This window comes from Pseudomonas sp. BGI-2, assembly GCF_004310295.1.
Taxonomy (GTDB): Bacteria; Pseudomonadota; Gammaproteobacteria; order Pseudomonadales; family Pseudomonadaceae; genus Aquipseudomonas.
Map to the genome: position 1 here is coordinate 35,723 of NZ_SISB01000043.1, position 24,331 is coordinate 60,053.

At 58.9% G+C, this 24,331-nt stretch carries 21 protein-coding genes; 12 read left to right on the forward strand and 9 right to left on the reverse strand.

Annotated elements, in window-relative coordinates:
• Nucleotides 1-149: 149 nt before the first annotated feature.
• Nucleotides 150-335 (forward strand): hypothetical protein, encoded by a 186-nt coding sequence (locus tag EYC95_RS24395; RefSeq protein WP_131062589.1) that lies wholly within the window; start codon nucleotides 150-152, stop codon nucleotides 333-335.
• A 58-nt stretch (nucleotides 336-393) separates the two neighbouring features.
• On the opposite strand, the gene EYC95_RS24400 is transcribed toward EYC95_RS24395, so the two are convergent.
• Nucleotides 394-906, reverse strand: a complete 513-nt coding sequence (locus EYC95_RS24400) for a Bro-N domain-containing protein (RefSeq protein WP_131062590.1) — start codon at nucleotides 904-906, stop codon at nucleotides 394-396.
• Between the two features lie 337 nt (nucleotides 907-1,243).
• On the opposite strand from EYC95_RS24400, the gene EYC95_RS24405 reads away from it, so the two are divergent.
• Entirely contained in the window at nucleotides 1,244-1,825 is a 582-nt protein-coding gene (locus tag EYC95_RS24405) for a ComF family protein (RefSeq protein ID WP_131062591.1), read from the forward strand.
• A gap of 5 nt (nucleotides 1,826-1,830) precedes the next feature.
• Nucleotides 1,831-2,388, forward strand: coding sequence for a hypothetical protein (locus tag EYC95_RS24410; protein WP_131062592.1), 558 nt, complete (start codon nucleotides 1,831-1,833; stop codon nucleotides 2,386-2,388).
• 102 nt (nucleotides 2,389-2,490) lie between these two features.
• On the opposite strand, the gene EYC95_RS24415 is transcribed toward EYC95_RS24410, so the two are convergent.
• The 8 genes from EYC95_RS24415 to EYC95_RS24450 form a co-directional block, all read right to left on the reverse strand.
• Nucleotides 2,491-3,972, reverse strand: a complete 1,482-nt coding sequence (locus tag EYC95_RS24415; protein WP_131062593.1) for an APC family permease — start codon at nucleotides 3,970-3,972, stop codon at nucleotides 2,491-2,493.
• Between the two features lie 241 nt (nucleotides 3,973-4,213).
• The gene (locus EYC95_RS24420) at nucleotides 4,214-5,638 is read right to left on the reverse strand and encodes a gamma-aminobutyraldehyde dehydrogenase (protein WP_131062594.1); all 1,425 of its coding nucleotides are present in this window, start codon (nucleotides 5,636-5,638) and stop codon (nucleotides 4,214-4,216) included.
• Between the two features lie 184 nt (nucleotides 5,639-5,822).
• Entirely contained in the window at nucleotides 5,823-6,632 is an 810-nt protein-coding gene (locus tag EYC95_RS24425) for an ABC transporter permease (RefSeq protein ID WP_131062595.1), read from the reverse strand.
• Nucleotides 6,622-7,569 (reverse strand): ABC transporter permease, encoded by a 948-nt coding sequence (locus tag EYC95_RS24430; protein WP_131062596.1) that lies wholly within the window; start codon nucleotides 7,567-7,569, stop codon nucleotides 6,622-6,624. Before EYC95_RS24430 ends, EYC95_RS24425 begins: the two co-directional genes overlap by 11 nt.
• 1 nt (nucleotide 7,570) lies before the next feature.
• Entirely contained in the window at nucleotides 7,571-8,608 is a 1,038-nt protein-coding gene (locus tag EYC95_RS24435) for an ABC transporter ATP-binding protein (RefSeq protein WP_131062597.1), read from the reverse strand.
• Nucleotides 8,609-8,861: 253 nt separating this feature from the next.
• Nucleotides 8,862-10,013 (reverse strand): putative ABC transporter substrate-binding protein YdcS, encoded by a 1,152-nt coding sequence (gene ydcS / locus EYC95_RS24440; protein WP_131062598.1) that lies wholly within the window; start codon nucleotides 10,011-10,013, stop codon nucleotides 8,862-8,864.
• A gap of 82 nt (nucleotides 10,014-10,095) precedes the next feature.
• The gene (locus EYC95_RS24445) at nucleotides 10,096-11,583 is read right to left on the reverse strand and encodes a gamma-aminobutyraldehyde dehydrogenase (protein WP_131062599.1); all 1,488 of its coding nucleotides are present in this window, start codon (nucleotides 11,581-11,583) and stop codon (nucleotides 10,096-10,098) included.
• Nucleotides 11,584-11,683: 100 nt separating this feature from the next.
• Nucleotides 11,684-12,598, reverse strand: a complete 915-nt coding sequence (locus EYC95_RS24450; protein ID WP_131062600.1) for a LysR family transcriptional regulator — start codon at nucleotides 12,596-12,598, stop codon at nucleotides 11,684-11,686.
• A gap of 174 nt (nucleotides 12,599-12,772) precedes the next feature.
• On the opposite strand from EYC95_RS24450, the gene EYC95_RS24455 reads away from it, so the two are divergent.
• The 9 genes from EYC95_RS24455 (at nucleotide 12,773) to EYC95_RS24495 (ending at nucleotide 23,883) form a co-directional block, all read left to right on the forward strand.
• Nucleotides 12,773-13,495 carry a tellurite resistance TerB family protein gene (locus tag EYC95_RS24455; protein WP_131062601.1) on the forward strand — a complete coding sequence of 241 codons (723 nt, stop codon included), beginning with the start codon at nucleotides 12,773-12,775 and terminating at the stop codon, nucleotides 13,493-13,495.
• Between the two features lie 145 nt (nucleotides 13,496-13,640).
• Entirely contained in the window at nucleotides 13,641-15,029 is a 1,389-nt protein-coding gene (locus tag EYC95_RS24460) for a WD40 repeat domain-containing protein (protein WP_131062602.1), read from the forward strand.
• A gap of 405 nt (nucleotides 15,030-15,434) precedes the next feature.
• Entirely contained in the window at nucleotides 15,435-17,057 is a 1,623-nt protein-coding gene (locus EYC95_RS24465) for a methyl-accepting chemotaxis protein (RefSeq protein WP_131062603.1), read from the forward strand.
• Nucleotides 17,057-17,593: a chemotaxis protein CheW gene (locus EYC95_RS24470; RefSeq protein ID WP_131062604.1), complete on the forward strand. Its 537-nt coding sequence runs from the start codon at nucleotides 17,057-17,059 to the stop codon at nucleotides 17,591-17,593. The genes EYC95_RS24465 and EYC95_RS24470 overlap by 1 nt, the downstream gene beginning before the upstream one ends.
• Nucleotides 17,590-18,861, forward strand: coding sequence for a CheR family methyltransferase (locus tag EYC95_RS24475; RefSeq protein ID WP_131062605.1), 1,272 nt, complete (start codon nucleotides 17,590-17,592; stop codon nucleotides 18,859-18,861). The genes EYC95_RS24470 and EYC95_RS24475 overlap by 4 nt, the downstream gene beginning before the upstream one ends.
• A complete protein-coding gene (locus EYC95_RS24480) occupies nucleotides 18,858-19,541 on the forward strand; it encodes a chemotaxis protein CheW (protein ID WP_131062606.1) in 684 nt (227 codons plus the stop codon). Before EYC95_RS24475 ends, EYC95_RS24480 begins: the two co-directional genes overlap by 4 nt.
• Nucleotides 19,538-21,826, forward strand: a complete 2,289-nt coding sequence (locus EYC95_RS24485) for a hybrid sensor histidine kinase/response regulator (RefSeq protein ID WP_131062607.1) — start codon at nucleotides 19,538-19,540, stop codon at nucleotides 21,824-21,826. The genes EYC95_RS24480 and EYC95_RS24485 overlap by 4 nt, the downstream gene beginning before the upstream one ends.
• The gene (locus EYC95_RS24490; RefSeq protein WP_131062608.1) at nucleotides 21,823-22,833 is read left to right on the forward strand and encodes a chemotaxis response regulator protein-glutamate methylesterase; all 1,011 of its coding nucleotides are present in this window, start codon (nucleotides 21,823-21,825) and stop codon (nucleotides 22,831-22,833) included. The genes EYC95_RS24485 and EYC95_RS24490 overlap by 4 nt, the downstream gene beginning before the upstream one ends.
• A 48-nt stretch (nucleotides 22,834-22,881) precedes the next feature.
• A complete protein-coding gene (locus EYC95_RS24495; protein ID WP_131062609.1) occupies nucleotides 22,882-23,883 on the forward strand; it encodes a diguanylate cyclase domain-containing protein in 1,002 nt (333 codons plus the stop codon).
• Nucleotides 23,884-24,331 lie beyond the last annotated feature (448 nt).

The window sequence follows — 24,331 nt, forward strand, 5'->3', positions numbered from 1 at the left end:
CTAATTACTCTAAAAACCGCTTTTCAGCGCCGCGATAGTTCCTATCCTGTGTTCATGACCGGTTTCTGCCCTTCAGGCCGGCGGCTAATGAAAAGGATAGGGCGATGCGGTTTTTGAAGTTTTCTCGGTCTTATAGAAGGACATCGTCCATGACGAAGGTACAAGGCATCACTGAAATGTTAGGAATCTTTCCCTGCCTGGCGACCGGGCGGCGAAGGCATCGCCTCAGTTCGGACGAAATGAAGCTGTTGGAGCGGTATCGCGAGTTATCGGAAAGCGACCGGATCGCGATGCGGTATCTGGTGGATGCGATGCGGAGTGTTTCTAGGTTTTGAGCGATAAACCAGGGGGCGGACTGTGAAGTCTGCCCCTTTTTCATTTTTCACCCTTCCTTCAACTGCAAGTGCCCACGATCGTGAACGGTCGTTGTGACTGCATCAGATCGGGCATGTCCCGCCACTTGATCCACGCTTGATGCTGCCAATGCAGCAGCGGCACCGAGATGCCTGCCCACTGCAACGAACTCAGGCTTGGAATGTTATCCACAGATGGCTCACTCGAATTGCGCAGCATGGGGATGACTTCGTTGCTCAACCATTGGCGCAGGTTTCGGTTTTCCGGGATGAAATGATGGACTAGCAGGGCATACATTCCCGATTCGCTGACCATCAGCGATTCGACGGTTTTGCCGTCCTTCAGCAACCAGACGTATCGGCGTTGATCGGGATCGAGTTTAAGAGTGAGGCGTTGGTCCATCGGACGGCCCATCAAGCGACCGAGGTCCTGGACGCAGAACCAGGCTTGGTTGTCCTGCATGAATGCATGAAGGAAGCGGTTGTGGCGGGTGAAGATGGAAGGGATGAAATGAGGATGGGTGTCAGACGGATTTAGCGTGTGCTTAAGCATTTTTTCGACTCCAAGTTGAAAAAGGGAGCCGCCACTCGGAGGAGCGCGGTTGCGCCATATTGATTTTGTTCCGGCTTCGACACCGGGTCGCTGATTTGGCAGCGACCCGGTGAAGCCTATCGTCCAGGCACTCGCGGCGCCAAGTCTACTCTGGCGCCGCGTGTTGTAGGAATTGGTGCTTTTACCGGAAGGTTCGGTCTGTAGGAATTTCCTGTTTTTGCATAAGAGTCAGCGCCACGCGGCGTTCGACTGGAATCTCTATTTTTCATTGCCTATGGTCAAAAAGCGCCAAGGAAATTTCGGTGCTTAACGGACAGGCTTAAAAATGGAGAACGCCTTGAAAGTATCCCTCAAACAGATAAACGGTCCTTGGGACCTGGGATGGGTGCTGGACAAGCACATGATAAGTAGTACCTTTCTAGGGGACGACGAGCACGGAAACCCGCGCTTCGATAACCACCGTACCGAGGTAGGACAGGCAACCTACCAGCTCAAATACCAGAAGGATTGGAGTCAGGTGGGCCCTCTGGCTCAAGCTGTAGCTGCGAATGTTTTACCTAAGCTTGCTCAAGTAGGATTCGTAGTTCCTATGCCGGCTTCGAATGTTCGTGCCCGACAACCCGTTACTGAGGTGGCCATGGAGTCAGGTCGAATAATTGGAAAGCCTGTATTCTCGGATTTACTCCGAAAGGCCGCTACGGGGCAATCGCTTAAAGATTTGCATTCCAAGGCTGAAAAGGTTGCTGCTATTGGGGCTAGCTTCAGTGTGAATGATCAAATTACCAGTACAGGCTGCTGGAATGTTTTGGTCGTTGATGATTTGTTTGACAGTGGGGCGTCAATGGATGCCGCCTGTGCTGCTTTGCGTAAGTATCCCAAGGTGGGCAAAATTTACGTCGCGGCATTAACTTGGAAATGAGATAGATGACAACTGTATTTATTGCGGGCTCTATTAATATCAAGCACCTTGATCCGAAGGTTAAAGAGCGTATCAATAATATCGTTGATTCAGAGTTTGATGTCGTGGTTGGCGATGCAGGCGGAGCCGACACATACATCCAAGAGTATTTGTTGAGCCTGGCCCGATCCAAAACTACTATTTATTGCAGTGGTGTCGTCCCGCGAAACAATCTTGGAGAGTGGCCGGCTAGAACAGTGGAAACCAAGCACTCCAAAGGGTCGCGAGCTTTTTTTACGGCGAAGGATGTTGTCATGGCCGAGGCTGCGGATTACGGCTTGATGATATGGGATGCTAAAAGTACTGGAACACTGAGTAACGTAATTGAGCTGTTGTCTCGAAAGAAAAAGTCGCTCGTTTTCGTTAATAAAGAAAAAGCCTTTAAAGTGGTCGGGAACGTGAGTCAGCTAGAGGAACTCGTTGCGTTTATGTCGGATCACGCTAGACAAAAGGCAGATGAAAAAATCAAGCTTTTCGATCGCATATCTTTACTGAAACACGACCAGGCAGAGCTGTTGCTTTGATGGTTTTATCTTCAGTCTATGGCTGTAAATAACTCCCCTTTCTCTAGGAATGTGAGAAAGGGGATATTTCAGCGCAGGCCCCAATAACGGTGCCGAGAAACCTTACCGACTAACCTTCCAGGCATCCCCCGCAGGCGCAGTCCCGTGGTCATACGGCTTGGCAATCCACATGTACAACAACCCCAACCCAATAACGATCGCCGTACTGAGCACCATCGCATAGTTGATGTACCACGCCGCATCCGGTGTGCGCGGCCAGGCCATGTTGATGATCGCGCCGACGCCATAAACCAGCGCACCGATGTTCACCGCCCAACCCCAAGCGCCGAGGGTGAATTTGCCGCTCGGTTTCCAGCCTTTCATGCGCGCATAAAGCGCTGCGAGCACGATCATCTGGAACGCCAGGTAGATGCCGATCGCGGCGAAGCTGACGATGGTTGCCACGGCATCTTGCAGGAAGAAGCCGAGGATGATGATCAGCGCCGGCAGGACGCCGGATACGAACAGCGCAGCAACTGGCACCTGCGTCGTAGGAGAGATTTTCTTCAGCAGCGAGCTGCCGATGACCATTTCATCCCGGGCGTAGGAATACAGCAGGCGACTCGCCGCCGCTTGCAGACTGATGACGCAGGAGATGAAGGAAATCATCACCACGCCCATGACCACTTTCGAACCGACCGGGCCGAAGGCGTTGTTGAGGATGGTGGTGACCGGGTCTTTGTCGGTGCCGTTGATCACGGCTTGCATGTCCGGCACGGCGAGGATCAGCGCCAGGCAGGCGAACATCGCCGCGATGCCGCCGATGTAGATGGTCATGCGCATCGCCACCGGGATTTGTTTGCTCGGGTTCGGGGTTTCTTCGGCGACATCGCCGCAGGCCTCGAAGCCGTAGTACAGGAACATCCCCGCCAGCGAGGCGGTGAGGAAGGCCGGCAGGTACGAGCCATCGATGCTGATATCGAAGGTGTTGAACAAGACGCTGATCGACTGGTGACGCTCGAAGATCAGCAGGTAAACGCCAACGATCACTGCGCCGACCAGCTCGCAGAGGAAGCCGAACATGGCGATCCGCGCCAGCACTTTGGTGCCACTCAGGTTGACCAGGGTGGCGAACAGTGTCAGGAACAGTGCGATGACGATGTTGGTGCTGTTGCTCGGTTCAAAGCCCATCATCGCGGCCAGGTACGGGCCGGCACCGACGGCAACGGCAGCGATGGTGACGCACAGGGCGATGGAGTAGATCCAGCCGACCATCCACGCCCAGCGCTTGCCCACCAAGCGACGGGCCCACGGGTAGACGCCGCCGGAAATCGGGAACTGCGAGACCACTTCACCGAAGATCAGGCACACCAGCAACTGGCCGCAACCGACCAGCAAATAGGCCCAGAACATCGGTGGCCCACCGGCGGCCAGGCACAGGCCGAACAGGGTATAAACCCCTACGACCGGAGAGAGATAAGTGAAGCCCAGGGCGAAGTTTTCCCACAGGCTCATGCTGCGATTGAAGTTCGAGGTGTAACCCAGTTTGCGTAGCTGCTCGGCATCGCTGTCGGCAACGAATGGGGAGAGTTCGGGTGTACTCATGGTGTGTCAGCTCCGGAAAATCGGCAGATTTCGGATGTCCGAAACCGTGGCGGGGCCTTGAAGGCGCTGCCCGGATCGGTGGTTATTGTTTTGGTTTTCTGGCTTTGAAACCTGGTGGTGCGTGATGCCGGTTTCTTCCTTGAAGCCGAGGTGACGCCTTCGCGGGCAAGCCTCGCTCCTACAGGGGCATGCGATCAACTGTGGGAGCGGGCTTGCTCCGGGCGGCGATCCGACGAAGCTTTTAATGCTTGAACATCACATGCCGAACGACGGTGTAGTCCTCCAGCCCGTACATGGACATGTCCTTCCCGTAGCCGGACAGTTTCTGACCGCCATGAGGCATTTCGCTGACCAGCATGAAGTGCGTATTGACCCACGTGCAGCCGTACTGCAAGCGTGCTGCCAAGCGATGCGCACGGCCGACGTCCGAGGTCCAGACCGACGACGCCAGTCCGTAGTTCGAATCGTTGGCCCAACCCAGCACTTGTGCCTCATCGGTGAATTTGGTCACCGACACCACCGGCCCGAACACTTCGCGACGCACGATCTCGTCGTCCTGCTGAGCATCAGCCAACACGGTGGGCTCGAAGAAGAAACCATTGCCCTCCACAGCCTTGCCGCCGGTGACCAAACGGATATGCGGTTGCGCCACGGCACGCTCGACAAACCCGGCCACGCGGTCACGGTGCTGCGCAGTGATCAACGGACCCAACTCGGTCGATGGATCATCCTGCAAACCGTACTTGATGCTGCTGACCGCTTCGCCGAGTTTCTCGACGAATTTGTCGTAGATGCCTTCCTGCGCGTAGATGCGGCAAGCCGCGGTGCAGTCCTGGCCGGCATTGTAGAAGCCGAAGGTGCGAATGCCTTCCACGGCGGCGTCGATATCGGCGTCGTCGAAGATGATCACCGGGGCCTTGCCGCCCAGTTCCATGTGCATGCGTTTGACGCTGTCGGCGGTGCTGGAAATGATGTTCGAACCGGTGGCGATCGAACCGGTCAGCGAGACCATGCGCACTTTCGGGTGGGTGACCAGTGGGCTGCCCACCGTAGGACCCCGACCAAACACCAGGTTGAGCACACCGGCCGGGAAGATTTTCGACGCCAGTTCAGCCAGACGCAGGGCGGTCAACGGGGTTTGTTCCGACGGCTTGAGCACCACGGTATTACCCGCGGCGAGGGCCGGGGCGATTTTCCAGGCGACCATCATCAGCGGGTAGTTCCACGGCGCGATGGAGGCGATTACACCGACCGGGTCGCGGCGGATCATCGAGGTGTGGCCGGGCAAGTATTCGCCGCCCGCCGAACCGCTCATGCAACGGCTGGCACCGGCGAAGAAACGGAACACGTCGGCAATCGCCGGGATCTCGTCGTTCAGCGCGGCGGTGTACGGTTTGCCGCAGTTGTCCGATTCCAGTTTGGCCAGCTCTTCGCCGTGGGCCTCGATGGCGTCGGCGAGTTTGAGCAGCAGTAATGAGCGTTCTTTGGGTGTGGTTTGCGACCAGCCTTCGAAGGCGCTGTCGGCGGCACGCACGGCGGCATCGACCTGGGCTTCGCTGGCTTCGTTGATTTCCACCAGCACACGACCGAGGGCCGGGTTGAACACCGGTTGGGCGGGGCCTTCGCCGTCGATCAGTTGGCCGTTGATCAATAGTTTGGTTTGCATGACGTTGTCCTCATCGAAACTGTTATTTTTCTGCCGAAACCGAATCCCTTGTAGGAGCGAGGCTTGCCCGCGAAGAGGCCATTACATCCAACATTGATGTTGACTGGCACACCGCCTTCGCGGGCAAGTCGAATCGTCGCACCGCTCGCTCCTACGAGATTCGGTTCACCTATTGAGTTGTCAGTTATTTCCCGCCACTGCCCGCCACGCTTTCACCGCCCCGGGTCAGGTAATACGCGCCGAGAATCGGCAGCATGGTCACCATCATCACCAGCATCGCGACCACGTTGGTCACCGGCACGTCCCGTGGGCGGCTGAGCTGGTTGAGCAGCCACAGCGGCAGGGTGCGTTCATGGCCGGCGGTGAAAGTGGTGACGATGATTTCGTCGAACGACAGCGCAAACGCCAACATGCCGCCGGCCAACAACGCCGAGCCGAGGTTCGGCAGGACGATGTAGCGGAAGGTCTGCCAGCCATCGGCGCCAAGGTCCATCGACGCTTCGATCAAACTGTGAGAAGTGCGACGCAACCGGGCGATGACGTTGTTGTAGACGATCACCACACAGAAGGTCGCGTGGCCGACGATGATGGTGAACATCCCCGGCTCGATCCCCAGCGTCTTGAACGTCGCCAGCAGCGCGATACCGGTAATGATCCCGGGCAGCGCAATCGGCAGGATCAGCATCAGCGAGATGCCTTGCTTGCCGAAGAACTCGCGCCGGTACAACGCCGCCGAGGCGAGGGTGCCGAGGACCATCGCGATCAGCGTTGCGATGGCGGCAATTTCAGCCGACAGCTTGATCGCCTCCAGGACGTCGGGCCGCGAGAACGCCACGCCGATCCACTTCAGGGTGAAACCCTTGGGTGGAAAGCTGAAGGCCGCATCTTCGGTGTTGAAGGCGTACATGAAGATAATCAGAATCGGGAAGTGCAGAAACACCAACCCGCCCCAGGCCGCGATGCGCAGACCGATAGAGGCTTTGTCAGAGTGCATCGAAGGCCCCCAGTCGTTTGACAATGGACAGGTAAATGGCGATCAGCACAATCGGCACCAACGTGAAGGCGGCCGCCATCGGCATGTTGCCGATCGCGCCTTGCTGGGCGTAGACCATGCTGCCGATGAAGTAGCCCGGTGGGCCCACCAGTTGCGGCACGATGAAGTCGCCCAAAGTCAGCGAAAAGGTGAAGATCGAACCGGCCGCGATGCCTGGAATCGACAGCGGCAGAATCACCTGCATAAAGGTCTGACGTGGCTTGGCACCGAGGTCGGCGGAAGCCTGCAGCAGAGACGGCGGCAGGCGTTCCAGCGAAGCCTGGATCGGCAGGATCATGAAGGGCAGCCAGATGTAGACGAACACCATGAAACGGCCCAGATGCGAGGTCGACAGCGTGCTGCCGCCCACCCCCGGAATGCCCAACACAAATTGCAAAAGCGGCTCCAGCCCCAAGTGTTGAACGAACCACTGCGCCACACCACCCTTGGCCAGCAGCAAGGTCCAGGCGTAGGCCTTGACGATGTAACTGGCCCACATCGGCATCATCACCGCGATGTAGAAAAACGCCTTGGTCTTTCCGGTGGTGTAACGCGCCATGTAATAGGCAATCGGAAACGCGACGATGGCGCTGGCGATCGACACGGCAACGGCCATGCCCAGAGTGCGCAGGATGATGTCGAAGTTCGACGGCTGGAACAGCGCTGCGAAGTTCGCCAGGGTCAGGTCGGGGGTGACCGCCATGGTGAAGTCATCGAAGGTGTAGAAGCCTTGCCACAGCAGGACCAGCAGCGAACCGAGATAGATCGCGCCGAACCACAGCAGCGGCGGCACCAGCAGCAGCGACAGGTAAAAATTCGGTCGGCGATACAACAGGTTGGAAAACCTGCGTAACGGCGAACCTCCCGCCGGGGTTTGAGGGATAGCCACGGAGGTCATCTCACACCCCACCGACGACGGTGTCGTGGAGCGGGATCATCGCCTCGCGCGCCCAGCGTGCGCTGATGCGTTGTCCGGTCTGATGCTGGGCGCTGACGTCCAGCCACTGCACGTTGGCCTGGCTGATATTGAGGGTCTGGCCGTTTTCCAGTTTCAGTTCATAGCGCGTGGCGCTGCCCTGGTACTGAATGTCGTGGAGCAAGCCGCTGACTTCAATCTCGTGACTGGCCAGCGGGCCTTCGGCGAAGCGCACGTGTTCCGGGCGAATCGAAAACGGCTGTGGATTGCCGCTCAATTGCTTCGCCAGATCACCGCGAATCACGTTGGACGTGCCCACGAATTCCGCGACGAATGTGGTGGCCGGTTTCATGTACAGGTTGCGCGGTGTGTCGACCTGCTCGATGCGGCCCTTGTTGAATACGGCTACACGATCAGACATCGACAGCGCTTCGGTCTGGTCGTGGGTGACGAAGATGAAGGTGATGCCGAGTTGGCGTTGCAGCTTCTTCAACTCGCTCTGCATTTGTTCGCGCAGCTTCAGATCGAGGGCGCCCAACGGTTCATCGAGCAGCAGCACGCGAGGGCGATTCACCAGGGCGCGGGCCAGGGCCACACGCTGGCGCTGACCGCCGGACAGTTGCACCGGTTTACGCTCGCCGTAGCCGCCGAGGGCAACCATGTCGAGGGCTTCTTCGGCGCGTTTCTGCCTTTCGGCTTTACCGACGCCTTTGACTTTCAAGCCGTAGGCGACGTTGTCGAGCACGTTCATGTGCGGGAACAACGCGTAATCCTGAAACACCGTGTTGACGTCTCGCTCATATGGCGGCAGCCCGGCGGCTTCTTCGCCATGAATACGGATGGAGCCTGCGCTCGGTTGTTCAAAACCGGCGATCAGGCGCAAACACGTGGTTTTGCCCGAGCCGGAAGGGCCCAGCATGGAAAAGAACTCGCCGTCCTGGATATCGATGGAAACCCGGTCAACGGCCTTCACTTCGCCGAACTGACGGGAAACGTTGGTGAACTGGACTGCAAGCGTCATGGTGCGGTGCTCCGAAAAGGCGAGGGCCATCACAGCGGCCCCTGCCTGGACTTCTGAAAAATCTGAATCGTGATCAATGTGCTTGTTGGGCTGGAATGCTCACTGTGGCGCCCCCGTTGAACTGCGCAGCAGCCATGAAACGGAGAACGCGGTTTATCTGCTAGACCGAGGTGGCTGGTTCTGGGGCGGCTTCGCCACCCAACGGGGGCAAACCCCCTCGCCACAAATGCTCATTCGCCATAGATGGGCAGTGTTAACGACCGCCCATAATCGCGATGTAATCCTGGGTCCAGCGGCTGTACGGCACGAACTTGCCGCCTTCAGCCTGCGGGGTTTTCCAGAAGGCGATCTTCTCGAACTGGTCGAAGCCGTTGGTTTTGCAACCCTCGGCTCCGAGCAGCTCGCTCGCTTTGCAACCCTCAGGAACCGCCGGCAACGAACCGAACCATGCCGCCAGGTCACCCTGGACTTTCGGTTGCAGCGACCAGTCCATCCACTTGTAAGCGCAGTTCGGGTGCTTGGCCTCGGTGTGCAGCATGGTGGTGTCGGCCCAACCGGTGGCGCCTTCTTTGGGGATGGTCGATGCGATCGGCTGTTTCTCGTTCATCAGGCTGTTGACCTGATACGGCCAGGCGCTGGACGCAACTACACCTTCGTTTTTGAAGTCACTCATCTGCACCGTGGTGTCGTGCCAGTAGCGGTGAATCAATGGCTGCTGGGCGCGCAACAGATCGAGTACAGCCTTGTACTGAGCTTCGGTGAGTTGATACGGGTCCTTGATGCCCAGTTCCGGCTTGGTGGTTTTCAGGTACAGCGCCGCGTCGGCGATATAGATCGGGCCGTCATAGGCCTGCACGCGACCCTTGTTGGGCTTGCCATCGGGCAGGTTCTGCGCATCGAACACCACGCCCCAACTGGTCGGCGCGGTTTTGAATACGTTGGTGTTGTACATCAGCACGTTAGGGCCCCACTGGTACGGGGTGCCATAGGTTTGCTTGTTGACCACGTACCACGGCGCATCTTTCAGGCGCGGGTCGAGGCTTTTCCAGTTCGAAATCAACGCCGTGTTGATCGGCTGCACACGCTTGCCGACGATCAACCGCAAGGAGGCATCGCCCGACGCTGTCACCAGGTCATAACCGCCCTTGGCCATCAGGCTGACCATTTCATCGGAAGTCGCCGCGGTCTTCACATTGACCTTGCAGCCGGTTTCCTTTTCGAAACCGGTCACCCAGTCGTACGCCTTGTCGCTTTCGCCACGTTCGATGTAGCCGGGCCACGCCACGATATCCAGCTGACCTTCGCCGGCACCGACGGCTTTCAGCGGTTCGGCGGCCTGGAGGCTGGCGCTGGCCAACAGCGCGGTGGTGATTGCACTGAGCAGTGCGGTCTTGTGCACGAACATGGGAATTCCCTCTTCTTTAATTATGGTCGGGGCAGTTGTGAACGTGGTGAAGCATGCCGTTAGCGGCTTGTTGTTAGCGTAGTCAGAGATGCTGTCCGTGGCGCGCCATGATGTGCCTCACCACGCTGTAGTCCTGGAGCGAATCGCTGGATAAGTCTTTGCCGTAGCCCGAACGTTTCAGGCCGCCGTGGGGCATTTCGCTGACCAGCATGAAATGGCTGTTGATCCAGGTGCAGCCGTACTGCAACCGCGCCGCGACCTGCATGGCCTTGTCGAGGTTCTGGGTCCAGACCGACGAGGCGAGGCCATATTCCGAGTCGTTGGCCCAGTCCACCGCTTGTTCGAGTTGATTGAAACGGGTCACGGTGACCACCGGCCCGAACACTTCGCGCTGGACGATTTCATCGCTCTGTTTGCAACCGGCGAGCAGGGTTGGCTGGTAATAGAAGCCGGCGCCGGAATGCACCGCCGCGCCGGTCACCCGTTCGATGTGCGGCTGGCCGAGGGCGCGTTCGACAAAACTGGCCACGCGGTCGCGCTGGCGGGTGCTGATCAGCGGGCCGATTTCGTTGTCGGTGTCGCGTTTACCGGCAAAGCGCAGGCTGCTGACCGCCGCGCCGAGTTCGGCCACCAAGCGATCGTGAATCCCGGCCTGTGCATAAATCCGGCAAGCGGCGGTGCAATCCTGGCCGGCGTTGTAATAGCCGTAAGTGCGCACGCCTTCGACCACGGCTTGAATGTCCGCATCGTTACAAACGATCACCGGCGCTTTGCCTCCGAGCTCAAGGTGGGTGCGCTTCAGGGTTTTCGCGGCGGCCTGGAGGATTTTTTGCCCGGTGACGATATCGCCGGTCAGCGACACCATGCGTACTTTAGGATGGCTGACCAAATGGCTGCCAACGCCTTCACCACCGCCGCAAACGATGTTGATCACGCCGCGCGGCAGGATCTCGGCCAGCGCTGGCGCCAGTGCCAGAATCGACAGCGGCGTGTGTTCGGATGGCTTGAACACCAGCGTGTTGCCAGCGGCGAGGGCCGGAGCGATTTTCCACGCGGCCATCATGATCGGGTAGTTCCACGGCGCAATCGACGCGACCACGCCAATCGGATCGCGACGAACCATGCTGGTGTAGCCCGGCAGGTACTCGCCGCTGAGCTGACCGGTCTGGCAGCGCACGGCGCCGGCGAAGAAGCGGAACACATCGACTGTGGCGCTCAAGTCATCCTGACGGGCCAGGTGCAAGGGCTTGCCGCAGTTAAGGGATTCGAGGCGGGCGAGGAGGTCGGCTTGTTTTTCGATGGCGTTGGCGATGTCCAGCAACAGGTTCGAGCGTTGCTGCGGTGTGGTCCGCGACCAACCGGCAAAGGCGCGGTGGGCGGCGAGGATGGCGGCTTCGACTTGCTCGGTGCTGGCTTCCGCGATGTGGGTAAGCACTTCCCCGGTGGCCGGGTTGAGGATCGGCTCGACAACACCCTGGCCCGCGACCAATTCGCCATCGATCAACAACGCGGTGAACAACGGGGTCTGCGCGCCAGCCATTTTTCGGGTTCTCTTTTCTTGTGTGGCCATGGTGCTCCCTGTGACTGGGCCCCGACCGTCTTATAGATGCAGCAAGACTAGTGCTCAGGCCCGAGGTCGACAAATTCTAAATACTGAAGGTGGCATTCGATTAAATAGATGGCTTGCGCCCGCCGCGGGGTTGCTCACGGGCGACGGTCAGGAACGGGTCCACCAGCGCTGGGCGCGCGGTGCCGCGACGCCAGGCCAGGCCGACGTCGAGGGTCTGGCTCAAATCGGCAATCGGTCGCGCTTCGATGATGTCGCCCTCCAGTGACCACGGGCGGTAAGTCATGTCAGGCTGGATCGAAACGCCTAATCCTGCGGCGACCAGGCTTCGCACGGCTTCCGTTGAGGCGGTTCTTAATGTGATGCGCGGCTGCAGCGAGGCCGCCGACCACATGCGTTGCGCATTGCGATCCATTTCATCGACGTTCAGCTGAATCAACGGTTCGCGGGCCACATCGGCAAGGTTGATGCTGTCGTGTTCCAGCAGCGGATGCTGGGCCGGCAGCCATAACCGATGGGGTGAGTGGGTCAACACTTCCGTCTGCAAGGCGTGGCGGTCTTCGAGGTTGGAGAGGATCAGCACGCCAACATCGATTTCACCGCTGACCAGCAAATGCTCGATATAAGGGCGCTCGTCCTCCATCACCCGGATCTCGACGTTGGGGTAAGCGCGCTGGAAACGGGTGAGCAAATCTGCCAGGTAGTAACCGGCCACCAGGCTGGTCACACCGATGATCAACTGACCGGCGACCTGGTCGGTGCTTTGTTGCAGGCTGCGTTTGGCGTTGTCCACCGTGGCCAGAATCAGGTGCGCCTGGCGCAGGAATTGATGGCCCTGGTGCGTCAGGCTCATGCCCTTGGCGTGTCGGTTGAACAGGCCAACCCCAATCTCCTCCTCCAGTTGCTGGATCGCCAGGGTCAATGTCGATTGGGAAATGAACGCGGTTTGTGCGGCGGCGGAGATCGATCCGGTCTCGGCCACGGCGATGAAGTGACGAATCTGACGCAAGGTCATCATGGAAATTACCCGGTGGGCGGTTTTTATAGATTCGCTTGAGTGTATATCGCTTTAATCGATGGCCATTTTTTTCCAGGCAACATCCAGAAGCACTCTCGTCCCCGGTCGCCGGGCACTTTCGTTCTAGGCTGGTGGCCTTAGTGTCCGGTTAACCCCTTTCGTGGAGGCGGCAAAATGAATACGCGTGGATTGCTCGATCAACTACTCAAGTCCGGTCAGGACCTGATGGAAAACAAAGCCGGCGGCGCTCAAAACAAAGCGTCCAGCGGAGGATTGGGCGGATTGCTCGGCGGCAGCGGTGGTTCGGGCGGCCTCGGCGGCTTGCTCTCGGGCGCGGGTGGTGGTGCATTGGCGGCGGGTGCCATGGGCCTGTTGCTCGGCAGCAAAAAGGCCCGCAACGTCGGCGGCAAAGTCGCTATCTACGGCGGCCTCGCGGCCCTCGGCGTCATTGCCTACAAGGCGTATGGCAACTGGCAGGCTCAGCAGGGCACTGCGCCGAAAACCGAGCCGCAAACACTCGATCGTTTGCCCCCGGCGCAAGTAGAACTGCACAGCCAGGCGATTCTCAAGGCGTTGGTTGCCGCGGCCAAAGCCGATGGCCACGTTGATGAACGCGAGCGTGCATTGATAGAAGGCGAATTCACCAAACTCGACAACGATCAGGAATTGCAGCAGTGGCTGCATGCCGAACTCAGCAAGCCGCTCGACCCGACAGAAGTGGCCCGCGCGGCCAGCACCCCGGAAATGGCTGCCGAGATGTACATCGCCAGCGTGATGCTGGTGGATGAGGAGAGCTTCATGGAGAAGTCCTACCTGGATGAGCTGGCGCGGCAATTGAAGCTGGAGCCGGGGTTGAAGGCGGAGCTGGAGAAGCAGGTGCGTCAGGCTGCGATGTAGGACGATCCAGGCGCCTGGTTCATGTCGAAAATCAGATATCACCTCTCATCGGAATTCGACGGCTACTGTCAGATCTGACAGTAGCCGGGGAGCTGGTTTCGGGTTCTCAATTGTCCTGTCAAACCCATTGGCAGGAGCCATTACCATGACCAAAAACCCAGTCAACAGCACCTCGGCACTAACAAATAATAGATTCGATATTCCGGTCAGCGACAGGCCAATCGGCATTGCTTGTAGTCGTGATGGAAAACTTGCCATTGTTACTCACGATCATCCTGATGGCGAAGTCACGATAATCGAACTTGCGACACTGAAGGTCATCAAGATCATAAAAGTTGGCGTGGCGGTTCGCGCAATTGCCGTGAGCCCAGATAATAAATATATTGTAGTGTGTTGGCAGAATGGTGCATTTATTATTAGTGTCAATACTCTGGAGGTCGTGTCTGCTATCGAAAAAACTGGCTCCGATGTTTCAGTGGAGTTTAGTCCCGACGGGAAACGCCTCTATTTTTGTAAGCTGAGCGCGCCCCAGTTATTGATTATGGATTTTGAAACGAAGGAAGTGCTGCACTCAATATGGGATGCCAAATCACCACAAGCGATTGCAATAAGTCCCACCAGGACCAAAGCTTATTTTTCAAGTGACAATGGTATGGTCAATGTGCTGGATGTAATCACTGGAGAGGTGATCAATAGTATTGAAGTCGGAAAAAACCCAATCGACGTTGCCATAAACAGTGATGGTAGTCTCCTTTGTGTATGTGATATTCAAAATAAAACTATTTCACTTGTCGATCTGGAAGATGAACGAGTGGTTTCGACAACTCCTGTTGAGAGTTCACCTTGGGCTGTCGCGATAAGCCATGATGATCAGCATGCGTATGTTGCTCTTGATGAAGGTGGTGTCAGCGTCATTGATCTCAATACATTCAAAGAGGTTGGGCGTTTGGGTGTTGGACGCGACCCTGTGGATATTGCAGTTGATCGCACCGGTTCTTTTGTGTGTACGGCAAACCTGACTGAAAATTCCGTCTCGGTTATCAGTCTCAGATCTGCTCCATCTGAAGAAACAGAAGATTTTGAGTCCGTAGAACTGCAAAAAATTACAGAGGTCAAGGAGGTGATGTCGACCGGTATTTTTAATGTGACGTTACTCGAAAAGTCAGACCCGGGACAATCGTTGGAATTTGCCAATATCGGTTGGAATGGTGAACAGGTAAAAGGAAACTTGCTATATAATTTTGATGTTTTTGCCGACCGTAGGATGGTGTATTCTCTAGAGCTAGTTGTGGGTGTCGCAACTTCGGTGGTTTTTTGGGTGGCTGGCGGTAATATCGGATCAAGTATCCCTTATGTGGATGTGTGGTTTTTTGACGAGTTCGATAATGAACTCAATGCTCAGCATTTTGTTGGAACACCCTATACTTTTCTCGAAAGAATGGTTGATTCCGGTCGTCTCGAAGGTATCAGGAAGATAAAAATCAGGACGAATGGCCAATTTCTCATTGATAACATTACGGTTAAACGTGGTTAACGAGGAAAATACAGCGGTTGTTCGGGGGGGGCGGGTTTTAAATCTGGCTCTCCACATCACAAGCGCAGTCTATAAACCACGTCTACGTTCTTCGCGAGCAAGCTCGTTGCCACAGTTGACCGGGTTGTCGAAACAAACGCGGTCCAAGTGGGAGCGAGCCTGCTCGCGAAGGCGTCTCAGCCCCAACAAATCCTACTGAGCAATCCACAGCCCATTTTGTTCTTCGGCAGTTTTGGTGCAGCCCTTCTTTCTGGAGTAGGTGGCGCACACAACAGACCTCTCGGCCGACAGATAAACCACAGAACGGGTTATCGCCACATGCAGCAGTGGCATGACACCTGTCTTATAAATGGAACACCCTCAGCTATACTCCGCAACATTTGAACCGCACCCCGAGGACTGACTGTGAAGAACTGGACATTGCGCCAACGCATTTTGGCGAGCTTTGCGGTGATTATCGCCATCATGTTGCTGATGGTCGTCGTCTCGTATTCGCGGCTGTTGAAGATCGAGGTCAGCGAAGACAGCGTACGTGAAGACGCGCTTCCCGGGGTCTATTACAGTTCGATGATTCGTGGCGCTTGGGTCGACAGCTTCCTCCACATCGAGGAGATGCTGGGTCTGAAGGAAGGGCAGGGTATCAGTACCAAAGATGTCGCTGACCTCAAGCGCTATGAAGCGCAAGTGCAGGAAGCGATCAACAACTATCGCGGCACTGTGACTACCGAAGAAGACAGAGCTGAGTTCGCGGTTTTCCAAAAAATCCATCAGGATTACGGCAAGATGCTGGCCGCGGTGTTCGACTTGCATCAGCGCAACCAGCGAGCCGACGCCATCAAGTTGTTCAACGAACAGCTGACCCCGACGTGGACTGCGGGGCGTCTGAAACTAAATAACATTCTTATGTACAACAAAGTCAGGGCAGATCAGGCCATGGCGGACATCCATGACGCCGTGCTCACCGCTCAAGTCATCATGGGCATTTCCCTGCTGGTGGCGGTTTTGGCCGCTGGCCTCTGCGGCCTGTTGCTGATGCGCGCGATCATGGCGCCCATGAACCGCATCGTGCAGATCCTCGAAATCATGCGCACGGGTGATTTGAGCGGCCGCTTGAACCTTGCTCGCAAGGACGAATTTGGCGCCGTGGAAACCGGCTTCAACGACATGATGGCCGAGCTCACCTCGCTGGTGTCCCAGGCCCAACGCTCCTCGGTGCAGGTCACCACGTCGGTGACCGAGATCGCCGCCACCTCCAAGCAACAGCAGGCGACCGCCACCGAAACCGCCGCCACCACCACCGAAATCGGCGCAACGTCCCGTGAGATTGCGGCCACTTCCCGAGATCTGGTGCGCACGATGACTGAAGTGTCCACCGCTGCCGATCAGGCCTCGGTGCTCGCCGGCTCCGGGCAGCAAGGCTTGGCGCGTATGGAAGAGACCATGCATTCGGTGATGGGCGCGGCCGATCTGGTCAACGCCAAACTGGCGATCCTCAATGAGAAGGCCGGCAACATCAACCAGGTGGTGGTGACCATCGTCAAGGTCGCCGACCAGACCAATCTCCTGTCTCTCAACGCTGCCATCGAGGCCGAAAAAGCCGGTGAATACGGCCGCGGTTTTGCCGTGGTCGCCACCGAAGTGCGGCGTCTGGCGGACCAGACCGCCGTCGCCACGTACGACATCGAGCAGATGGTGCGCGAGATCCAGTCGGCGGTATCGGCCGGGGTCATGGGCATGGACAAGTTCTCCGAAGAGGTGCGCCGCGGCATGTCCGAAGTGCAGCAGGTTGGCGAGCAACTGTCGCAGATCATTCATCAGGTTCAGGCGCTGGCGCCACGGGTGTTGATGGTCAACGAAGGCATGCAGGCGCAGGCTACCGGCGCCGAACAGATCAACCATGCGTTGGTGCAGTTGGGCGATGCCAGCAGCCAGACCGTCGAGTCCCTGCGTCAGGCCAGTTTCGCTATCGATGAACTGAGCCAGGTAGCTGTAGGGCTACGCAGCGGCGTTTCGCGATTCAAAGTCTGATGAGCGAACTCACGGCTAAACGCACCGCCGTGAAGCCGGCGCTGCAATCATTGTTTCTGGTGTTCCGCATCGGCAACGAGCGCTTTGCCTTGCAGGCCATCGAGGTGGCGGAAGTGCTGCCGCGGCTGCCGTTGAAGCCGATTCCCCGCGCTCCGGACTGGGTCGCCGGGGTGTTCGCCTATCGCGGCGCGGTGGTGCCGGTGATCGACCTCAGTGCGCTGACCTTCGGCCAACCGGCCCAGGCCCGCACCAGCACACGCTTGGTGCTGGTCAATTACCGCCCGGGTGAAACCGCTGAGGCGCAATTGCTCGGGCTGATTCTGGAGCAGGCCACCGATACCTTGCGCTGCAACCCGGCGGATTTTCAGCCTTATGGCCTGGACAATCGCCAGGCGCCGTACCTCGGGCCGGTGCGCGAAGATGCTCAGGGTTTGCTGCAATGGGTGCGGGTCGCCGACTTGCTCGATGAGCAGGTTCGCGCGCTGCTGTTTCCGTCGACGCCACTGGACCTGGCGCTGTTTGAGGAGCGGCCATGAGCAGCGATCAGCGGTTTTTCGATTTCCTCAAAGAGTGCATCGGTCTCGACGTGACCTCGGTGGGGCCGGCGATCATCGAGCGTGCGGTGCGCCAGCGCAGCACGGCGTCCAGCGCGCTGACGGCCGATGAGTACTGGCACACCTTGCAGGGTTCGCGGGACGAGCAACAGGCGCTGATCGAAGCGGTGATCGTCCCCGAAACCTGGTTTTTCCGTTACCCGGAATCTTTCGCCACCTTGGCGAAACTGGCTGCCAAACGTCTGAGCGACATCAACAACATGCGCGCGCTGCGGATTCTCAGCCTGCCGTGTTCCACCGGTGAAGAACCGTATTCCATCGCCATGGCGTTGCTTGATGCCGGGTTCCAGCCGCACCAGTTCAAGGTCGAAGGCATGGACGTCAGCCTGTTGTCGGTGGAAAAAGCCCGGTGCGCACTGTACTGCAAGAATTCGTTCCGTGGTCAGGACATCGCGTTTCGCGAGCGGCATTTCACCGCCGAAGACGAGGGCTATCGCCTCAGTGGGCGAGTGCTTGAACAAGTGCGTTTGCAGGTCGGCAATCTGCTGGATCCGACGTTGCTGGCCAACGAGCCGCCTTATGACTTTGTGTTTTGCCGCAACCTGCTGATCTATTTCGATCAACCGACCCAGCAGCAAGTGTTCGAAGTGCTCAAGCGCCTGACCCATGTCGACGGCGTGCTGTTTATCGGTCCGGCCGAGGGCAGTTTGCTCGGCCGTTTCGGCATGTGTTCGATCGGCATCCCACAGTCCTTTGCGTTCAGTCGTCAGAGCACACCAGAGCCTGCGCCCATTGCGGCTTTCGTTCCGACGCCTCTGCCCGTGCGCCAACCGGCGCGCAGCGTGATCCCGCCGCCCGTTCGCAGCCGGCCCTTCGCAACGGTGACGCCGTTACCTGCCGCAACGAAAACCGCCAACCCGGACGCCGCCGCGCTGCTGGCGAACATTGCCGCGCTGGCCAACGAAGGCAAAAGCGCCGAAGCCCGCGCCGCGTGCGAGAGCTATTTGCGCAGTCACGAGCCAGTAGCCCAGGTCTTTTACTGGCTGGGCTTGCTCAGCGATGTCGCCGGCAGAGTTCTGGAGGCCCAGGGTTTTTATCGCAAGGCGTTGTACCTCGACCCGCAACATTCCGACGCGTTGATGCACCTGGCGGCGTTGCTGCAATCGTTGGGCGACACGACGGGTGCCAGACGATTGCAGGACCGCGCCGCCCGCAGCGAGCGCGCCGCCGACAGTGAGCGTAAACGATGAAGGCCTCCGCCACCTTGAGCCTCACCCATGAAGATGCCCAGGCCATCGACGACTGCTGGAACCGCATCGGTATCCACGGCGACAAGTCCTGCCCGTTGCTGATCGAGCACATTCACTGCCGCAACTGCGCGGTGTATTCCGCCGCTGCCACGCGCTTGCTCGACCGCTACGCCTTGCAACAGGACGATCGCGAGCAGGTCTCGACGACGGCCGAAATCGACGTGAAAACCCGCTCGCTGCTGATGTTTCGTCTCGGCGAAGAATGGCTGGGCCTGGCCACCCGCAGCCTGGTGGAAGTGGCGCCGCTGCAAGCGATTCACTCCTTGCCGCACCAGCGCTCCGGGGCCTTGCTCGGCGTGGCGAATGTGCGCGGCGCTCTGGTGGCGTGCCTGTCGCTCGTGGAGCTGCTGGGGCTCGACGGCGCCAGCAGCGTGGCGTCCGGCGCGCGGGTCATGCCGCGGATGCTGATCATCGCCGCCCACGGCGGGCCGGTGGTGGTGCCGGTGGATGAAGTGGACGGGATTCACGCCATCGACGAACACCTCCTCGAGGCGGCGTCCCGCTCCGGCACTCAGGCCAGCGCCAAATACACCCGTGGCGTGTTGCAATTCAAAGGTCGCAGCCTGCGTTGGCTGGATGAAGAACAGTTGCTGTCCGCCGTGACCCGGAGCCTCACATGACCCCCGAGCAAATGCGCGACGCCTCGCTGCTGGAGCTGTTCAGCCTCGAAGCCGAAGCCCAGACCCAGGTGCTGAGCGCAGGGCTTTTGGCGCTTGAGCGCGATCCGACCCAGGCCGATCACCTTGAATCGTGCATGCGCGCTGCCCACTCGCTCAAAGGCGCGGCGCGGATTGTCGGGGTCGATGCCGGCGTCAGCGTTGCGCATGTGATGGAAGATTGCCTGGTCAGCGCGCAGGAAGGGCGCCTGTACCTGCGGCCCGAGCACATTGACGCCTTGCTGCAAGGCACCGATTTGCTGATGCGCATCGCGACGCCGAATAACAATCCCGGGGCGGCGGACATCGAGGCCTATGTGGCGCTGATGGCGCGGTTGCTGGATCCGCTGGCGTTGGCCATGCCGATCAGCACGCCGATAGCGCCCTTTATGGCCGAGTCAGAGCCCGAAGCGCTCGCGCCAAAGGTCGAAGAGCTGGTTCCGGTCGCCGAACCGTCACCCGTAGAACCAGCGAAAAGAACCCGGCGCACCACAGATACTGGCGAACGGGTGCTGCGCGTCACGGCCGAACGCCTGAACAGCCTGCTCGACTTGTCGAGCAAATCCCTGGTGGAAACCCAGCGACTCAAGCCGCACCTGGCCACGATGCAGCGCCTCAAGCGTATGCAGAACAATGGCCTGCGGGCGCTGGAAAACCTCAACGTCCACCTCAAGGAACATGCCTTGAGCCTCGAAGCCCAGGAAGCCCTGGGCGATGCCCGGCGGCTGTTGGCTGAGGCGCAGCAATTGCTGGTGGAAAAAAACGCCGAACTGGATGAGTTCGCCTGGCAGGCCAGTCAACGGGCGCAGGTGTTGTACGACACCGCGCTGGCCTGTCGCATGCGGCCGTTTGCCGACGTGTTGGGTGGACAAGTGCGCATGGTCCGCGACCTCGGTCGCAGCCTCGGTAAACAGGTGCGGCTGGAGATCGAGGGCGAGAAAACCCAGGTTGATCGCGACGTCCTGGAAAAGCTCGAAGCGCCGCTGACGCACTTGCTGCGCAACGCCGTCGATCACGGTATCGAGTCCCCCGAACAACGCTTGCTGGCCGGCAAGCCTGAAGAAGGTCTGATTCGTCTGCGCGCCTCCCATCAGGCGGGCCTGCTGGTGCTGGAGTTGAGCGATGACGGTCACGGCGTCGATCTGGAAAAGGTCCGCCGCAGCATCATCGAGCGGCAGTTATCCCCGGCGGAAACCGCCGCCCAGTTGAGCGAAGAAGAGCTGCTGACGTTCCTGTTCCTGCCGGGTTTCAGCCTGCGCGACAAGGTCACCGAAGTGTCCGGGCGCGGCGTCGGCCTGGACGCGGTTCAGCACATGGTCCGTCAGTTGCGCGGCGCAGTGGTGCTGGAGCAGACGGCGGGCGAGGGCAGTCGTTTTCACCTCGAAGTGCCGCTGACGCTGTCTGTAGTGCGCAGTCTGGTGGTGGAAGTCGGTGATGAGGCGTACGCCTTTCCGCTGGCGCACATCGAACGCATGTGTGATCTGGAACCGGCGGACATCGTTCAGGTCGAAGGGCGTCAGCACTTCTGGCACGAAGGCCGGCATGTCGGGCTGGTCGCCGCCAGTCAGTTGTTGCAGCGGCCGGCGAGCCCGGGTGGGCAACAAACCCTGAAAGTCGTGGTGATCCGCGAGCGCGAGGCGATTTACGGCGTGGCAGTGGAGCGGTTTGTTGGCGAGCGGACATTGGTCGTATTGCCGCTGGACGAACGTCTGGGCAAGGTGCAGGACATTTCCGCCGGGGCTTTGCTCGACGACGGGTCGGTGGTGCTGATCGTCGACGTCGAAGACATGCTGCGCTCGGTGGACAAACTGCTCAATACCGGGCGTCTGGAGCGGATTACCCGTCAAGGCAGCCAGGCCGTCGAGGCGGCTCGTAAACGGATTCTGGTGGTCGACGATTCGTTGACCGTTCGCGAGTTACAGCGCAAGTTGCTGCTCAATCGCGGTTACGACGTGGCCGTGGCGGTCGACGGTATGGATGGCTGGAACGCCCTGCGTTCGGAGGATTTCGATCTGCTGATTACTGACATTGATATGCCGCGCATGGACGGCATCGAACTGGTGTCTTTGTTGCGCCAGGACAATCGCCTGCAATCACTGCCGGTTATGGTGGTGTCCTATAAAGATCGCGAAGAAGACCGTCGTCGCGGACTGGACGCCGGAGCCGACTATTATCTAGCCAAAGCCAGTTTTCATGACGACGCCCTGCTTGATGCAGTGGTTGAGCTCATCGGAGGAGCGCGGGCATGAAAATAGCCATCGTCAACGACATGCCCATGGCGGTGGAGGCCCTGCGCCGCGCATTGGCATTCGAACCGGCGCATCAAGTGGTCTGGGTCGCCGGCAATGGCGCCGAGGCGGTGCAACGTTGCGCCGAATTCACCCCGGACCTGATTTTGATGGACCTGATCATGCCGGTGATGGACGGCGTGGAGGCGACCCGGCGGATCATGGCCGAGACCCCCTGCGCCATTGTCATCGTCACGGTCGACCGGCAGCAGAACGTGCATCGGGTGTTCGAGGCCATGGGGCACGGCGCGCTGGACGTGGTCGACACCCCGGCTCTCGGTGCCGGCAATGCCCAAGAGGCGGCGGCGCCATTGTTGCGCAAGATCATTAACATTGGCTGGCTGATTGGTGACAAGGGCAATCGGGAGCGATCGGCCCCCAGCCCGCTGCGCAGTTCGGCCTCGCGTCAGCGTCTGGTCGCGATTGGCTCGTCCGCAGGCGGGCCGGCGGCGCTGGAAGTCTTGCTCAAGGGCCTGCCAAAAGATTTTTCGGCCGCGATCGTGCTGGTGCAACATGTTGACCAGGTGTTCGCCGCCGGCATGGCGGAATGGCTGAGCAGCGCCAGCGGCCTGAAGGTGCGACTGGCCCAGGAAGGCGAGCCCCCGTTGGCCGGCACGGTGTTGCTGGCGGGCACCAATCACCATATTCGCTTGTTAAAAAACGGCACGCTGACCTACACCGCCGAACCAGTCAACGAGATCTATCGGCCCTCGATCGATGTGTTTTTCGAGAGCGTGGCCAGTTACTGGAACGGCGATGCCGTGGGTGTTTTGCTCACCGGCATGGGACGCGATGGCGCGCAGGGGCTTAAACTCATGCGCCAACAGGGCTACATGACCATCGCTCAGGACCAACAAAGCAGTGCGGTTTACGGAATGCCGAAAGCGGCAGCGGCCATCGATGCCGCCGTGGAAGTTCGCCCACTGGACAAGATAGCGCCACGATTGCTGGAGATTTTCCCCAAATGAAGGCTTTTCGCAGCAACTCTGGCCTAGGCAGTATTCAGGTGACCGCCCATGAATGACTTACAACTCGACGACTTCAAGACCGACGAAAACGCCGCCATGGTGTTGTTGGTGGACGATCAGGCAATGATCGGCGAGGCGGTGCGCCGCGGGTTGTCGAACGAAGAGAATATCGACTTCCACTTCTGCGCCGACCCGCACCAGGCCATTGCGCAGGCGATCCGCATCAAGCCGACGGTGATCCTTCAGGATCTTGTGATGCCCGGCCTGGACGGCCTCAGCCTGGTGCGTGAGTACCGAAACCATCCGGCGACCAAAAACATTCCGATCATTGTCCTGTCGACCAAGGAAGACCCGCTGATCAAGAGCGCGGCGTTTGCGGCCGGGGCCAATGATTACCTGGTCAAACTGCCGGACAACATCGAACTGGTGGCGCGCATTCGCTATCACTCGCGCTCCTACATGACCTTGTTGCAGCGCGATGCGGCGTACCGCGCGTTGCGGGTCAGCCAGCAGCAGTTGCTCGACACCAACCTGGTGTTGCAGCGGTTGATGAACTCCGACGGCTTGACCGGGCTGTCGAACCGCCGGCACTTCGACGAATACCTGGAACTGGAATGGCGCCGTTCGCTGCGTGATCAGAGCCAATTGTCGCTGCTGATGATCGATGTCGACTACTTCAAGTCCTACAACGACAGCTTTGGCCACCTCGAAGGTGATGAAGCCCTGCGTAAAGTCGCCACCGCGATTCGCGACGCCAGCGCCCGGCCGTCGGACCTGCCAGCCCGTTACGGCGGTGAAGAATTTGTCCTGGTGCTGCCCAATACCACGCCGGGTGGCGCGCGACTGGTGGCGGAAAAACTGCGCCTGACCGTGGAAGCGCTGAAAATTCCGCACATTTTCCCCACCGAAGGCTCAAGCCTGACCATCAGCATCGGCCTGTCGACCATGATCCCGCAGCAGGGCAGTGATTGCCGGCAATTGATCTCGGCGGCGGACAAGGGGCTGTATTTGGCGAAGAATAATGGGCGGAATCAGGTGGGGATTGAGTAGCGGGTCGACCTGAGCCAATTTCTCCACAATGCCACAGACCCTGTAGCAGGGGGGCTTCTGTGGCGAGGGGGATTGCCCCGTTGGGCCGCGAAGCGGCCCCCTGCGTTTTCCCTGCCATACTCTTCGATCAGATTTCACGACTGCTTCGCAGCCCGAACGGGAGCAAGCTCCCTCGCCACAGGTCATTCGCGTTCGGCACCTGCGCTCACTCTTAGTACGCTTAGTAGTCCCCGGCAGCCATTCCCCATAGAGTGTTTCGCGCGCAATGCGCTGCATATCTTTTGTAGCTCAATCGACATAGGTCACATACCTGGCCATCAGGTTCGGCCGCTGAAACGTATCGATGCCGGCGACGCGTTGATGCATCTCCCTGACCACTTGTTTGAACGTTGCATCGTCCATGTCGATCCAGAAACGTGGGTTGCGACCGATGAGGCGGTCGTATTCG

Bases quoted from the DNA above. Each gene is read 5' to 3' on its own strand.
- EYC95_RS24395 (WP_131062589.1), top strand. From the start codon at position 150: ATGACGAAGGTACAAGGCATCACTGAAATGTTAGGAATCTTTCCCTGC.
- EYC95_RS24400 (WP_131062590.1), bottom strand. From the start codon at position 906: ATGCTTAAGCACACGCTAAATCCGTCTGACACCCATCCTCATTTCATC.
- EYC95_RS24410 (WP_131062592.1), top strand. From the start codon at position 1,831: ATGACAACTGTATTTATTGCGGGCTCTATTAATATCAAGCACCTTGAT.
- EYC95_RS24415 (WP_131062593.1), bottom strand. From the start codon at position 3,972: ATGAGTACACCCGAACTCTCCCCATTCGTTGCCGACAGCGATGCCGAG.
- EYC95_RS24420 (WP_131062594.1), bottom strand. From the start codon at position 5,638: ATGCAAACCAAACTATTGATCAACGGCCAACTGATCGACGGCGAAGGC.
- EYC95_RS24425 (WP_131062595.1), bottom strand. From the start codon at position 6,632: ATGCACTCTGACAAAGCCTCTATCGGTCTGCGCATCGCGGCCTGGGGC.
- EYC95_RS24430 (WP_131062596.1), bottom strand. From the start codon at position 7,569: ATGACCTCCGTGGCTATCCCTCAAACCCCGGCGGGAGGTTCGCCGTTA.
- EYC95_RS24435 (WP_131062597.1), bottom strand. From the start codon at position 8,608: ATGACGCTTGCAGTCCAGTTCACCAACGTTTCCCGTCAGTTCGGCGAA.
- ydcS (WP_131062598.1), bottom strand. From the start codon at position 10,013: ATGTTCGTGCACAAGACCGCACTGCTCAGTGCAATCACCACCGCGCTG.
- EYC95_RS24445 (WP_131062599.1), bottom strand. From the start codon at position 11,583: ATGGCCACACAAGAAAAGAGAACCCGAAAAATGGCTGGCGCGCAGACC.
- EYC95_RS24450 (WP_131062600.1), bottom strand. From the start codon at position 12,598: ATGATGACCTTGCGTCAGATTCGTCACTTCATCGCCGTGGCCGAGACC.
- EYC95_RS24455 (WP_131062601.1), top strand. From the start codon at position 12,773: ATGAATACGCGTGGATTGCTCGATCAACTACTCAAGTCCGGTCAGGAC.
- EYC95_RS24460 (WP_131062602.1), top strand. From the start codon at position 13,641: ATGACCAAAAACCCAGTCAACAGCACCTCGGCACTAACAAATAATAGA.
- EYC95_RS24470 (WP_131062604.1), top strand. From the start codon at position 17,057: ATGAGCGAACTCACGGCTAAACGCACCGCCGTGAAGCCGGCGCTGCAA.
- EYC95_RS24475 (WP_131062605.1), top strand. From the start codon at position 17,590: ATGAGCAGCGATCAGCGGTTTTTCGATTTCCTCAAAGAGTGCATCGGT.
- EYC95_RS24480 (WP_131062606.1), top strand. From the start codon at position 18,858: ATGAAGGCCTCCGCCACCTTGAGCCTCACCCATGAAGATGCCCAGGCC.
- EYC95_RS24485 (WP_131062607.1), top strand. From the start codon at position 19,538: ATGACCCCCGAGCAAATGCGCGACGCCTCGCTGCTGGAGCTGTTCAGC.
- EYC95_RS24490 (WP_131062608.1), top strand. From the start codon at position 21,823: ATGAAAATAGCCATCGTCAACGACATGCCCATGGCGGTGGAGGCCCTG.
- EYC95_RS24495 (WP_131062609.1), top strand. From the start codon at position 22,882: ATGAATGACTTACAACTCGACGACTTCAAGACCGACGAAAACGCCGCC.